16 protein-coding genes are annotated in these 13,159 nt (G+C 65.1%); all 16 read left to right on the top strand.

The annotated features are described in order from the left end of the window. Nucleotides 1-2 precede the first annotated feature (2 nt). The 16 genes from AC07O3_RS02795 (at nt 3) to AC07O3_RS02870 (ending at nt 13,099) form a co-directional block, all read left to right on the top strand. Nucleotides 3-833, top strand: a complete 831-nt coding sequence (locus AC07O3_RS02795) for an ATP-binding cassette domain-containing protein (protein WP_093074723.1) — start codon at nt 3-5, stop codon at nt 831-833. Nucleotides 834-872: 39 nt separating this feature from the next. After that, the gene (locus AC07O3_RS02800) at nt 873-2,162 is read left to right on the top strand and encodes an O-acetylhomoserine aminocarboxypropyltransferase/cysteine synthase family protein (RefSeq protein WP_093054584.1); all 1,290 of its coding nucleotides are present in this window, start codon (nt 873-875) and stop codon (nt 2,160-2,162) included. A gap of 16 nt (nt 2,163-2,178) precedes the next feature. Then, the gene (locus AC07O3_RS02805; RefSeq protein WP_093054585.1) at nt 2,179-2,775 is read left to right on the top strand and encodes a malonic semialdehyde reductase; all 597 of its coding nucleotides are present in this window, start codon (nt 2,179-2,181) and stop codon (nt 2,773-2,775) included. A gap of 54 nt (nt 2,776-2,829) precedes the next feature. Further along, a complete protein-coding gene (locus AC07O3_RS02810; protein ID WP_007829250.1) occupies nt 2,830-3,045 on the top strand; it encodes a TOBE domain-containing protein in 216 nt (71 codons plus the stop codon). Between the two features lie 269 nt (nt 3,046-3,314). Further along, complete coding sequence (locus AC07O3_RS02815; RefSeq protein ID WP_495338528.1) at nt 3,315-3,977, top strand: peptidoglycan recognition protein family protein; 663 nt, start codon at nt 3,315-3,317, stop codon at nt 3,975-3,977. Further along, on the top strand, nt 3,974-4,537 hold the full coding sequence (locus AC07O3_RS02820; protein ID WP_495338529.1) for a hypothetical protein: 564 nt from the start codon (nt 3,974-3,976) through the stop codon (nt 4,535-4,537). The genes AC07O3_RS02815 and AC07O3_RS02820 overlap by 4 nt, the downstream gene beginning before the upstream one ends. 63 nt (nt 4,538-4,600) lie before the next feature. After that, nucleotides 4,601-5,167: a hypothetical protein gene (locus tag AC07O3_RS02825; protein ID WP_495338530.1), complete on the top strand. Its 567-nt coding sequence runs from the start codon at nt 4,601-4,603 to the stop codon at nt 5,165-5,167. 179 nt (nt 5,168-5,346) lie between these two features. After that, the gene (locus tag AC07O3_RS02830; protein ID WP_093174173.1) at nt 5,347-6,441 is read left to right on the top strand and encodes an ABC transporter substrate-binding protein; all 1,095 of its coding nucleotides are present in this window, start codon (nt 5,347-5,349) and stop codon (nt 6,439-6,441) included. Continuing rightward, nucleotides 6,438-7,802 carry an LLM class flavin-dependent oxidoreductase gene (locus AC07O3_RS02835; RefSeq protein ID WP_093074712.1) on the top strand — a complete coding sequence of 455 codons (1,365 nt, stop codon included), beginning with the start codon at nt 6,438-6,440 and terminating at the stop codon, nt 7,800-7,802. Before AC07O3_RS02830 ends, AC07O3_RS02835 begins: the two co-directional genes overlap by 4 nt. After that, the gene (locus AC07O3_RS02840; RefSeq protein WP_093074709.1) at nt 7,799-8,638 is read left to right on the top strand and encodes an ABC transporter permease; all 840 of its coding nucleotides are present in this window, start codon (nt 7,799-7,801) and stop codon (nt 8,636-8,638) included. The genes AC07O3_RS02835 and AC07O3_RS02840 overlap by 4 nt, the downstream gene beginning before the upstream one ends. Continuing rightward, entirely contained in the window at nt 8,638-9,429 is a 792-nt protein-coding gene (locus AC07O3_RS02845) for an ABC transporter permease (RefSeq protein ID WP_093074706.1), read from the top strand. The genes AC07O3_RS02840 and AC07O3_RS02845 overlap by 1 nt, the downstream gene beginning before the upstream one ends. A gap of 23 nt (nt 9,430-9,452) precedes the next feature. Continuing rightward, on the top strand, nt 9,453-10,274 hold the full coding sequence (locus tag AC07O3_RS02850; protein WP_093074703.1) for an ABC transporter ATP-binding protein: 822 nt from the start codon (nt 9,453-9,455) through the stop codon (nt 10,272-10,274). A 45-nt stretch (nt 10,275-10,319) separates the two neighbouring features. Continuing rightward, nucleotides 10,320-11,267, top strand: a complete 948-nt coding sequence (locus AC07O3_RS02855; RefSeq protein WP_093074700.1) for a TauD/TfdA dioxygenase family protein — start codon at nt 10,320-10,322, stop codon at nt 11,265-11,267. A 128-nt stretch (nt 11,268-11,395) separates the two neighbouring features. Then, entirely contained in the window at nt 11,396-11,878 is a 483-nt protein-coding gene (locus tag AC07O3_RS02860) for a rhodanese-like domain-containing protein (protein ID WP_495338531.1), read from the top strand. A gap of 37 nt (nt 11,879-11,915) precedes the next feature. Then, nucleotides 11,916-12,833 carry a serine O-acetyltransferase EpsC gene (gene epsC / locus AC07O3_RS02865; RefSeq protein WP_093054607.1) on the top strand — a complete coding sequence of 306 codons (918 nt, stop codon included), beginning with the start codon at nt 11,916-11,918 and terminating at the stop codon, nt 12,831-12,833. Continuing rightward, the gene (locus AC07O3_RS02870; protein ID WP_081269389.1) at nt 12,830-13,099 is read left to right on the top strand and encodes a helix-turn-helix domain-containing protein; all 270 of its coding nucleotides are present in this window, start codon (nt 12,830-12,832) and stop codon (nt 13,097-13,099) included. The genes epsC and AC07O3_RS02870 overlap by 4 nt, the downstream gene beginning before the upstream one ends. Nucleotides 13,100-13,159 lie beyond the last annotated feature (60 nt).

A 13,159-nucleotide genomic window follows, 5' to 3' on the forward strand; every position in this document is an offset into this window, starting at 1 on the left:
CCATGAGTGCCGTCCTGAAAGACATCCAACCCCAGGCCATCGCCGGCGGCGTGCGCCTCGAAGCGCGCGGCCTGCACAAGCGCTACGGTGCGCGCGAAGTGCTGCGCAACACGCGCCTGACCATCGAGCCGGGCCAGTTCATCGCCATCGTCGGGCGCAGCGGCTGCGGCAAGAGCACGCTGCTGCGGCTCATCGCGGGGCTGGAGGAGCCGAGCGCCGGTGGCCTCTACACCGACGGCAAGGCCGTGCATGGCCTGCACGACGACACCCGCATCATGTTCCAGGAGGCGCGCCTGCTGCCGTGGCGCCGCGTGCTCGACAACGTGACGCTGGGCCTGCCCAACGATGCCAAGGCGCGCGGCAAGGAAGTGCTGGCGCAAGTCGGCCTGGCCGACCGCGAGAACGAATGGCCGGCGCGCCTGTCGGGCGGCCAGCGCCAGCGCGTGGCGCTGGCCCGCGCGCTGGTGCATCACCCGCGCCTGCTGCTGCTCGACGAGCCGCTGGGGGCGCTGGATGCGCTGACGCGCATCGAGATGCACCGCCTCATCGAGAACCTGTGGCAGCGCCACCGCTTCACCGCTTTGCTGGTGACGCATGACGTGCAGGAGGCCGTGGCGCTGGCCGACCGCGTGATCCTCATCGAAGACGGCCGCATCGCGCTCGACGAGAACATCGCGCTGGCCCGCCCGCGCTCGCAGGGCGACCCGGCCTTCGCGGCCATTGAAAAACGAATCCTCGACAGGGTGCTGCAGAAGCCGGAAGACACCGCGCCAGAGAGCACCGACGCAAGCTGGCTCAGCACCCCCGCGCATGCATTGCGCTGGGCGATCTGAGCTTCTTTCATCCATCCGCCCCTTTTGAAAGGCAGTCGCATGTCGCAGAACTGGAAATTCGAAACCCTGTCGGTGCACGCCGGCTACTCGCCCGAACCGACCACCCGCGCGGTTGCGCCGCCGATCTACCAGACGGTGGCTTATGCCTTCGACAGCGCGCAGCACGGCGCGGATCTGTTCGACCTGAAGGTGCCGGGCAACATCTACACCCGTATCAACAACCCCACGCAGGATGTGCTGGAGCAGCGCGTGGCCGCGCTTGAAGGCGGCATTGCGGCGCTGGCCCTGGCCTCGGGCCAGGCGGCCGTGACCTACGCGATCCAGACCATCGCCGAGGCCGGCGACAACATCATCAGCAGCACCGCGCTGTATGGCGGCACCTACAACCTGTTCGCCCACACGCTGCCGCAGTTCGGTATCACCACGCGCTTCGCGGACCACCGCGATCCGACAAGCTTCGAGAAGCTGTTCGACGAGAAGACCAAGGCGGTGTTCGTCGAATCGCTGGGCAACCCGGCGGGCAACGTGACCGACATCGCGGCCATTGCCGAGATCGCGCATCGCCACGGCGTGCCGCTGATCGTCGACAACACAGTGCCTTCGCCGTACCTGAGCCGACCTATCGAACACGGCGCCGACATCGTGGTGCACTCGCTCACCAAGTACCTGGGCGGCCACGGCACCAGCATCGGCGGTGCCATCGTCGATTCGGGCAAGTTCCCGTGGGCCGAGCACAAGCAGCGCTTCAGGCGCCTGAACGAGCCTGACGTGAGCTACCACGGCGTGGTCTACACCGAGGCGCTGGGCCCGGCCGCCTACATCGGCCGCGCGCGCGTGGTGCCGCTGCGCAATACCGGTGCGGCCATCTCGCCGTTCAACGCCTTCCTGATCCTGCAGGGTATCGAGACGCTGGCACTTCGCATGGACCGCATCAGCAGCAACGCACTCGCGGTGGCGCAGCACCTGAAGCAGAGCAAGGCCGTGAACTGGGTGAACTACGCGGCGCTCGAAGACCACCCCGACTACCCGCTGGCAAAGAAGTACTTCGGCGGCCGCTCCAGCGGTGTGCTGACCTTCGGAATCGGTGCGGGTCGCGAGGGTGGGGCGAAGTTCCTCGATGCGCTGAAGCTCTTCACGCGCCTCGTGAACATCGGCGACGTGCGCTCGCTGGCCACGCACCCCGCCTCAACCACGCACCGGCAGCTGTCACCCGAGGAGCTGGCCAAGGCCGGCGTGACCGAAGACACCGTGCGCCTGTCGGTCGGCATCGAACACATCGACGACCTGATCGCCGACCTCGACCAGGCTCTTGCCGCCGCATCGAACTGAAAGACCTTCTGAAGAAATGACCACACTGCAATCCATTCCCGAAGCCGCGCTGGACCAGTTGTTCCGCAAGGCCCGCACCGTGCACGCCTTCAAGCCCGTGCCCGTGACCGACGAACTGATCCACAAGCTCTACGACCTGCTGAAGTGGGGCCCGACCGCCTACAACGCCCAGCCGGCGCGTTACGTGTTCGTGCGCAGCGAAGAAGCCAAGGCGAAGCTCAAGCCAGCCGTGTCCGCGGGCAACACCGCGCAGACGCTGGCGGCCGGCGTCACGGTGATCGTGGCGCACGACACGCGCTTCTACGAGCACCTGCCCACGCAGTTCCCGGCCTACGACGCCAAGCCCTTCTTCGAGAAGAGCGCCGAAGCCGCACAGGCCACGGCCTTCCGCAACAGCAGCCTGCAGGGCGCCTACCTGATCCTGGCGGCGCGCTCGCTCGGGCTCGACGCGGGGCCGCAGTCGGGCTTCAACGCCGACCTGGTCGACAAGGCCTTCTTCCCCGACGGGCGCTACCGCGCCAACTTCCTCGTCAACCTCGGTGTGGCCGACCACGCCGGTACCTTCGAGCGCGGCCCCCGGCTGGCGTTCGACGACGTGGCCGAGATCGTCTGACGCTCCGGCCCATTCATCCATCCATCCCTGCTTCAACCTGAAAGAGAAACCATCATGTCCATCCAAGCCATCAACGTGCGCAACCAGTTCAAGGGCAAGGTCCGCGAGATCATCCGCGGTGACGTCGTCTCCGAAGTCGATGTCGAGACCGCCTGGGGCATCGTCACCTCCGTCATCACCACGCGCTCGGTCGACGAGCTGCAACTGAAGGTGGGCTCCGACGTGGTCGCGCTCGTGAAGTCGACTGAGGTTTCGATCGCGAAGCTCTGACGGACCCTCGGGCATCTGCGACAACCCGGCGCTGTCATGGCGCCGGGTTTTTTCGTTTCTAGGGCCGTGTGTTTGCAGTGATTTACAGGCCATCCATTCGTCGACTGTGCTGAATTTCGGGAATCGATCGAATCTTTTAAAGCTCCTCCTCCCTTTTGAATACCTCGCCATAGCATGCGCCGCGAGGTCGTGATCCGTGTTGTTCATCGATGCGCGGACACACCTCGCGAAGAGTCGGTAATCAAGCAAACACATCAGGGAGGAACCTCATGCTCGTTGAAATTGACGAACACGGAATGATCAGTCACGCGCGAGTCAGGCATGCTCGCAGCCCACAGATTGAACGAGGGAAACGGGTCGGAGCAATCACCGGCATCGTCGTGCACCAGACCGACGCCGATACTTCGGCGTCTTCATTGAACAGCTACAAGCAGCCTAAGGCGAATGGCGCGCACTTTCTCATCGACAAGGATGGGACCATCTACCAGACGGCGGCGATTTATCAGCGTACGAATCATGTGGGGCCGTTGCGGGCGCGATGTCTGGCGACGATGAAATGCAAGCCACGCGATTTTGCGAATGTGGGGGTAGAAGGAATGCACCAGATCGAAATGCGGAAACCACCCGGTGAGCGCTATCCAGGAAATATGGAGGCAATCGGGATCGAGCTTGTCGGCAGGGCCAGGTTGCCCACGGGGTTTAAACCTGTAGAAAAAGAAGAAAAACTGACTCTCGATAAATTGCGCGGCAGGCACGGCATATATGACGAACCGACTGCGGCGCAGAATCAGTCGCTCTCGTGGCTTGCCCGCGTGCTTCAGGAATCGATCCAAATAGGTCACGAGGAAGTATTTCGTCACCCTGTGGTCAGCCGCAAGAACCCGACGGAGGCCCAGGGCGCGAATTGGAATCTGCAGGTACCAACGCCATGAGTAAAGCCACAACTCTCCTGACTTCGGCAGCATTGCTGGTTGTGGCTGCGGCATTTCCGGCACAGGCGTCCGACAAGCGATACCCCGTCAGCTATGTTCAGAAGGTGGATGTCACGGAGCCCACAGGCCGAACGGCATGGGAGAACAAGGACTCTCTGAATTGCGACGACGTCGTTTTGACAGAAGAGGACGTCCTCTATGCCTTGCGGCACATGCGTCGGGTTTCATGGAGAGCCTACGACCCGGAAAGAACCGATACCACAGGGTGCGAAGGGAGTGCCCTCGTCACGTTCAAGAACGGAAAAATCCTCGCCATGGGTATTGAACCCAATGGGCGAACTCTTGCACTTGAGTACGACGCAAAGATGAAGCTCACGGGGAGTCCGACGAGTTTCTACGAATGCAGCCCTTGCCGGGAGCGCAAGATGGCCCTCCTGAAAGATGCATTGAACCGCGCGGATGAGCGAAGGCTCAAGAGGATGGTGGCGGAAGGACTGGTCTCCGCCAGTGAAGCGGAGCTTCGGTTGAAGAGGGTACGTGCCGAACGCGACAAGCCCTGAGGCCTCCGCAATTCGCATCTCTCACGGACAGCCCGTTGCGGCACGCTGATCCAGATCAACATCATGAACAGAACCAGCATTCTCATCACCGCGGGGGCGTTGCTCGTTGCGGCGGCAGCGTTTCCAGCACAGTCCGCCGACCGGCGATATCCCATCACTTATGTACAAAAGATAGAGGTCACGGAGCCTTCACGCCGAAACGCTGCTTGGGAGAACAAAGACTTCCTGTATTGCGACGACGTCGTTATGACGGAGGAGGATGTCCGCTATGCCTTGCGGCATATGCGGAGAGTTTCGTGGAAAGGCTATGACCCAGAAAAAGTGGACGCTACGGGATGCGAGGGGGAGGCGCTTGTTACGTTCAAGAATGGACGAGTCCTTGCCATGGGCATCGAGCCCACTGGGCGAATCGGAACAGCGGAGTTCGACGCAAGGATGAAGGTTGTCGCGGGCTCCACGAGTTTCTACGAATGCAGCCCTTGCCGGGAGCGCAAGATGGCTCTCCTGAAAGATGCACTGAACCGCGCGGATGAGCGAAGGCTCAAGAGGCTGGTGGCGGAAGGGCAGCTCTCCGCCAGCGAAGCGGAGCTTCGGCTGAAGTGGGTGCGAGCTGAACGCGACAAGCCCTGACATACCAACCAAGGCGTTCTCCCGCTGATTACCCGCTACGGCGGGTTATCTTTTGGCTATCTCCAAACGGCAATCACCCTTAGTCGCGGGGCGCATTAGAAAGCGCGAACAGCTTCCTTCCGCCTCGCGCACCCGCCTCGCAGAATCTTCTGGATTCATCGAAGCCAAGGTTGCCGCTCATGCTCAAACGTTCGTTTCTTCGTCACGCTGCTGCGTGGCCGTTGATCGCCGCCGCACCACGCCTGCTGGCGGCCAACACCGAAACGCCGGCCACCATCCGCATCGGCGTGGCCACTGGCGGCGTGGGCAACCCGGTGCGCTTCGGCGGGTCGTCTGCGGCGCTGCTGCATGCCTTCGGCGGGCTCGAGGAAGAGTTCAAGGCTGACGGTACGAAGATCGAATGGGTGTTCTTCAAGGGCGCGGGCCCGGCCGTGAACGAGGCGCTGGTCAACAAGCAGCTCGACCTGGCCTGGCAGGGTGACCTGCCTTCCATCGTGCACCGCGCGGGCGGAGTCAAGACTCGGATCATCGCGGGCTCGGGCGTGCGCAATGGCCTCTACCTCGCGGTGCCGCCGGATTCGCCGGTCAAGCGCATCGAGGACCTGCGCGGCAAGCGCATCGCGCTCTACAAGGGCACGAACCTGCATCTCGCGGCCGTGCGCGCGCTGGCCGCGCACGGGCTGAAGGAAAGCGATGTTCGCCTCATCAACCTCGACCTGCCGGGCGCACAGGCCGCGCTGGCCACCAGGGACATCGACGGCGCGTTCGGCTATGTCGAACTGTTCGTGCTGCGCGACAAGGGCGCGGCGAAGGTGATCTATTCGGCTTCCGAGGATTCGTTCAAGTACACGCGGCAAACCGTGCTGCTGGCCTCGGACGATTTCGCGCGGAGCTATCCCAAGGCCACGCAGCGCATCGTCAAGTCGCTGGTGACGGTGGCGCGGCGCTACTCCGACGAATCGCAGCGCGACGAAGTATTCAGGCAATGGGGCAAGGCCGAGGTGGCCGAGAAATACTGGCGCGAGGACTTCATCGGCCAGCCGCTGCGCGTGCGCCTGTCGCCGCTGCTCGATCCGTTCCTGGTGCAGCGCTACAAGGATTCGGCCGAACAGGCACTGGCGCTCAAGTTGGTGCGCGGCAAGGCAGAGATCGACAACTGGTTCGATCGCAGCTTTCTCGATGCAGCGCTGCGCGAGCTGAAGCTGGAGAACTACTGGCCTGTGTACGAGGCCAATGGCGAAGTCAGCGGCAAGCAAGTGGCGGTGGCGCGATGAGCAGCAGCAAGCGGCAGATCAAGCTCAATGCCTTCCTGATGGCGACCGGCCATCATGTGGCGGCGTGGCGCCACCCCGATGTGCCGCTGCAGGCCGGGCTCGGTTTCGCGCACTACAAGGCACTGGCGCAGACGGCGGAGCGCGCGAAGTTCGATGCGGTGTTCCTGGCCGACAGCGTGGGCATTCGAGATGCCTCGGCGTCGCGCACCCTGCATCGCAGCGCACGGGTCTCTGGCTTCGAGCCGTTGACGTTGCTGTCGGCGCTCGCGGCCGTGACCGAGCGGCTGGGCCTGATTGCCACGGTGTCGACCACCTACAACGAGCCGTATCACGTGGCGCGCAAGTTTGCTTCGCTCGATCACCTGAGCGGCGGACGCTCGGGCTGGAACGTCGTCACCTCGTCCAACGAGGCCGAGGCGCTGAACTTCAACCTCGACCGGCATCCCGAGCACGCGCTGCGCTACGAGCGCGCGCGGGAGTTCGTCGATGTGGTGACAGGGCTGTGGGATTCGTGGGACGACGATGCCTTCACGCACGACAAGGCGGCCGGCGAATACTTCGACCCCGACCGGCTGCATGTGCTGGCGCACCAGGGAAAGCACTTTCGCGTGCGCGGCCCGCTCAACGTCGCGCGGCCGCCGCAGGGGCACCCGGTGGTGGTGCAGGCCGGCGCTTCGGAAGCGGGGCAGGCGCTGGCCGCAGCGACGGCGGAGGTGATCTTCACCGCGCAGCAGTCGCTGGCGGGCGCGCAGGCTTTCTATCGCGGCCTGAAGGCGCAGCTGGCGCACCATGGCCGCGACCCCGAGGGGCTCAAGATCTTGCCAGGCGTGTTCCCCGTGGTGGGGCAGAGCGAGCAGCATGCGAAGGAAAAGCTCGAGGAGCTGCAATCACTGATTCCGCCCGACGTGGGCGTGGCGCTGCTGTCGACGGTGATCGGTGGCGTGGATCTCACGGGCTATCCGGTCGATGGCCCGCTGCCCGGTAACTTGCCAGAGCCGAACGGGCCCAAGAGCCGCTTCCGGCTCGTGACCGAACTGGCGCGCACCGAGGGCCTGAGCATTCGCCAGCTCTACCAGCGCGTGGGCACGGCGCGCGGTCACTGGTCGATTCACGGCACGGCCTCGCAGATTGCCGACCAGCTGCAGCAGTGGTTCGAAGAAGAGGCGGCCGACGGCTTCAACGTCATGCCGCCGACCTTGCCCGGCGGGCTGGATGACTTCGTGACGCAGGTGGTGCCTGAGCTTCGGCGCCGCGGCCTGTTCCGCCATGAGTACGAAGGCCGCACGCTGCGCGAGAACCTGGGGCTGGCGCGGCCCGCGAACCGGCATCTGCTGGCGCGTGATCTCAAGGCGGCCGCATGAGTGCGGTGCTGCCTCCGGAGCTGTCGCTCCCGGTCGTCGGGCGAACGTCGCCCCTTGCGGCATGGCGCCGATGGCTGCCTGGCACGACACGCCTGCTGCTCGCCTGGCCGGTGCCGCTGGCCGTGCTGCTGCTGTGGCACATCGCGGCGCGCAACGAATGGATCGCGCCGCAGGTGCTGCCGTCGCCCGAAGCGGTGGCAGCGACTTTCGCCGATGCGTTGCGCAGCGGCGAGCTGCTCGACAACCTGCGCATCAGCCTCTGGCGCGTGTTCGCGGGCTTCGGCGTCGGGCTGGTGGGCGGGTTGCTGATCGGCACTGCGATGGGGCTGTCGCCGACCTTCAAGGACTACGTCTATCCGCTGTTCAAGGCCTTCGCGCAGGTGCCGGTGCTCGGCTGGCTGCCGTTGCTGATGCTGATGGTGGGCATCGACGAGGCGCTCAAGATCATCCTGATTGCCAAGGCCTCGCTGGTGCCCATTGCGCTCAACACCTACAAGGGCATCCAGAACGTGCCCACGCGCTACATCGAAGTGGCGCGGGTGTTCCGGTTCAGCCGTTGGCAATTGCTGTCGCGCGTGGTGTTCCCGGCCGCGGCGGCACCCATCTGGAACGGCGTGCGCTACGGCTTCACGCACGCCTGGCTCGCGCTGGTGGTGGTCGAGTTGCTGGCGTCGAGCGAAGGGCTGGGCTACATGATTGTGTTCGGGCGGCAGCTGTTCCAGCTCGACGTGGTGCTGGCGGCGGTAGTGATGGTGGGGCTGGTCGGCTTCGTGCTCGACAAGATGCTCGCGCTGATCGAGACGCGGTTGCTGCGCTGGCGGCGGGCGGGGTTCTGATGAGTGCCGGGAACCTCTTTCGCCGCGTGCCGAAACCCCTGCGCGGCTGGGTGCTGCCTGCATTGCTGATGGCGCTCTGGTGGGCAGCCTTCCGCTTCGGCTGGTCGAGTTCGCCGCTGCTGGTGTCTATCGACAGCGTCTGGCAACAGGCGGTGGAGCAGGCCACGAGCGGGGAGCTATGGGTAGGGCTCTCCGCCAGCCTGTGGCGCGACCTGGCGGGTTTTGCCATCGGCGCGAGCGCGGGGCTGCTGTTCGGCGCGGCGCTGGGCCTGTCGCGGTTGTTCGAGAACCTGGTGGGGCCGGGCTTCCACACGCTCAAGCAGATCTCGCTGTTCGCATGGATTCCGCTGCTGTCTGTCTGGTTCGGGCTGGGTGACGCGGCCAAGGTGGCCTTTCTGTCGCTCGCGGCTTTCTTTCCGGTGGTGCTCAACACCTTCGAGGGCATTCGCAGCGTGCCGGGCGACCTGGTCGAGGTGGCGCGGGTGCTGCGCTTCAACCGCTGGCAGTTGTTCACGCGTGTGGTGCTGCCGAGCGCGTCGCCGTCGATCTTCGCGGGCATTCACCTGGCGCTGATCTACGCATGGCTTGCCACGCTCGGGGCGGAGTACCTGCTGGTCTCGGGCAAGGGCATAGGCAACACCATGATCGATGGGCGCGACCACTTCCGCATGGACTTGGTGATCTTCGGCGTGATCGTGGTCGGGCTCGTGGGCTTCACGCTCAACTGGATCGCTACGCGCATCGAGAACCGCCTGCTGGCCTGGCGCGGACGTTCCGTGGCCGGCTTCTGAACAAGAGAAGAAAGAACAACGCAATGGCACACGCCGCCACGCTGGAAATACGCCAGCTCAGCAAGCAATACGAGGTCGAGGGCGCACCGCTGAAGGTGCTCGACGACATCAGCCTGACCATCACGCCGGGTGAGTTCGTCAGCATCGTGGGCTCCAGCGGATGCGGCAAGTCGACGCTGCTGCGGTTGATCGTCGGCCTCGAAGCGGACTACCGCGGCGAGGTACTCATCGACGGGAATCGCATCGTCGGCACCAGCCTCGACCGCGGCATCGTGTTCCAGGAGCACCGGCTGTTCCCGTGGCTCACGGTGCGGGACAACATCGCGCTGGGCCTGCTCAATGCCGGGCTCGGTGCACAGCAGAAGCGCAAGGAGGTGCAGGCGCACATCGAGCTGGTCGGGCTCAAGGGCTTCGAGAGTGCCTATCCGCATCAGCTGTCGGGTGGCATGTCGCAGCGCGTGGCGATTGCGCGGGCGCTGGTGAACCGGCCCGAGATATTGCTGCTCGACGAGCCTTTCGGCGCGCTCGACGCGATGACGCGCGCGCATCTGCAGCAGGAGCTGCACCGCATCTGGCAGGCCGAGGGCATCACCATGATCCTCGTCACGCACGACGTGGAGGAGGCCGTGTACCTTGGCGACAAGGTGGTGGTGATGGAGCCGCGCCCCGGGCGCATCCGCCGCATCGTGCCGGTGGAGCTTGCACATCCGCGCAATCGCGTAGACCTGGCCTTCACCCACGTCAAGGAAGAGGTGCTGCGCGAGTTCGCGGGCACGCCGCCACCGACCGAAGCGCCGCTGTATCCGGTGGGTGGTTTGCCTGCCGGCCTGCGCTTTGCCTATTGAGCCTTTGTTCCTTTCCTTTCTTCCATCAACCAAAGAGGACCTTCGATGAGCGCCATTCTTTCTTCCCCGGTCGTTGCGCAGGACAACGAACTCGACATCGTCCGGCAGGCCGGCCACATCGGCGCGGAGGTGCGCGGCGTGCGGCTCTCCGGCGCATTGCAGCCGGAGGTTTTCCAGTCGATCAAGGCCGCGCTGCTCAAGCACAAGGTGCTGTTCTTCCGCGGCCAGCAGCACCTGGACGATGCGCAGCAGGAAGCCTTCGGGCGCCTGTGGGGCGAACTGGTGCCGCACCCGACCGTGCCCTCGAAGGACGGCACGCGGCTGCTGGAGCTCGACTCACGCCACGGCGGTCGCGCCAATTCGTGGCACACCGACGTGACTTTCGAGGTCGCCTATCCGCAGGTGTCGATCCTGCGTGCGGTGGTGATCCCGGCCTATGGCGGCGACACCGTCTGGGCCAACACGGTGGCGGCCTACGAGAGCCTGCCCGATGACCTCAAGGCGTTGGCCGACCGCCTGCGCGCCATCCACGGCAACGACTACGACTACGCCGCCGCGCGCCTGCCGGTCGACCTGAACGACGAGGGCGCCCGTCGCTACAAAGAAGTGTTCACGCGCCGCCTGCTCGAAGCCGAGCACCCGGTGGTGCGCGTGCACCCCGAAACCGGCGAGCGCAGCCTGGTGCTGGGCCATTTCGTGAAGAGGCTGGCCGGCCATTCGACGCACGACTCGGGCCATCTGCTGAGCGTGCTGCAGAGCCATGTGCACCGCCTGGAGAACACGGTGCGCTGGCGCTGGACGCAGGGCGACGTGGCGATCTGGGACAACCGCGCCACGCAGCACTATGCAATCAATGACTACGGCGACCAGCACCGAGTGGTGCGGCGGGTGACGATCGCGGGCGACGTGCCGTATGGCGTGGATGGCGCGACGAGCGTGGACCGGACGGCTCCGGCCGTGCGCGCTGCCGAAGCTGCAGAAGCGGCTGCCTGAGCCTGTTTCTATAGATCGGATGGTTGTTAGGAATCGACTTTTCAGTTGTTTGAGCTTCGGCGTGCGGCTCCTACAGTGGTGGTTATCGCCATCAAGGCGTATCCAACGCACAACAGGAGCCGCACAGCATGTCAGTGGAAGTTGAAGAAGAACTCGTCTTGCCCGAAGCACTGGAACAGGCGCGCGCCAAGGCCGCCGAAAGCAATTGGCCCTATGCCGGCGGCGTGACGCCACCGGTGGCCTGGGAACTGGCGCAGAAGGGCCATGCCGTGCTGGTTGACGTGCGCTCGGGCGAAGAGCGCAAGTTTGTCGGGCACGTGCCCGACAGCCTGCACGTGGCCTGGGCCACGGGCACGGCGCTCACGCGCAACCCGCGCTTCGTGCGCGAACTCGAGGCCAAGCTGGCGAAAGACGGCGGCAAGGACGCCGTGGTGCTGCTGCTGTGCCGCAGCGGCAAGCGCTCCGCACTGGCCGCCGAGGCGGCTGCCAAGGCCGGTTTCACGAATGTCTTCAACGTGCTCGAAGGTTTCGAGGGCGAGATCGACGCGCACCAGCACCGTGGCGGTGCAGACGGCTGGCGTTTCCACAAGCTGCCGTGGGTGCAGGACTGAAATCCCCAACACAAGACGTTCCCCGGGAGAAAAACACATGGCCCATTTCGAGGTAAGCGACATCGTGCGTGCGCTGCATGGCGTGCGCGACGAGTGGCGTGATTCGCAGCGCCGCTCGCGCGAGCCCGGTGCGCGCGAGTTTCCGTCGCGCGACGCGCTCGCGCAGATCGTCGAGTCGCTGAAAGGTGCGCTCTTTCCGATGCGGCTCGGCCCGCCGGACCTGCGCCACGAGAGCGAAGACTTCTATGTCGGCCACACGCTCGACGCAGCCCTGCAGGCGCTGCTCGTGCAGGCCCGGCTGGAACTGAACTTCAACGCGCGCCATGAGCCGCGCCCCGCGAGCGAGATCGACGACACGGCCACCGAAGCCGTGCGCCGGTTCGCGAACGCGCTGCCCGGCCTGCGCCGCCTGCTCGACAGCGACGTGCTCGCTGCCTACCAGGGCGACCCCGCCGCGCGCAGCGTCGACGAGGTGCTGCTGTGCTACCCCGGCGTGCTCGCGATGATTCATCACCGCTTGGCGCATGAGCTCTACAAGCTCGGCCTGCCGCTGCTGGCGCGCATCGTGGCCGAGCTCTCGCATGGGCAGACGGGCATCGACATCCACCCGGGCGCGCAGATCGACGCGGGTTTCTTCATCGACCACGGCACGGGCGTCGTGATCGGCGAGACGGCCGTCATCGGCAAGCGCGTGCGGCTCTACCAGGCCGTCACGCTCGGCGCCAAGCGCTTTCCGACCGACACCGAAGGCAACCTGCAGAAGGGCCTGCCGCGGCATCCGGTGGTGGAAGACGACGTGGTCATCTACGCGGGCGCGACCATCCTCGGACGGGTCACGCTGGGCAAGGGCGCCGTCATCGGCGGCAATGTCTGGATTACCGACGACGTGCCGCCAGGCGCGAGCGTCACGCAGGCCAGCCTGCAGAACGCACCGAAAGCGGGTGGGGCAGCATGAAAGCATTTGTAGAAGACTTCGGCGTGACCATTCGCCAGCTGCGCGAGGGCAAGGGCTGGTCGCAGGAGGAGCTGGCAGAGCGCTCCGATCTGAACCGCTCCTACGTAGGCGAGATCGAACGCGGCCGTGTCATTCCATCGATCGTCACCGCGCAAAAACTCGCGACCGCGCTGGGCATCAACATGGTCGGCCTGCTCATGCGCTGCGAGCAACTGGAGCAATCGCGCCTTGCAAGAAGGATCAACTTGGCGGCTATAGCCTGTTGAGGGAAAACCCGTGGCCGCCGGACACTGGCGGCCACTTTTTCCTTAACACCCGGAGCCCTG

The sequence above is a fragment of the Variovorax sp. GW821-FHT09D05 genome, assembly GCF_059416325.1.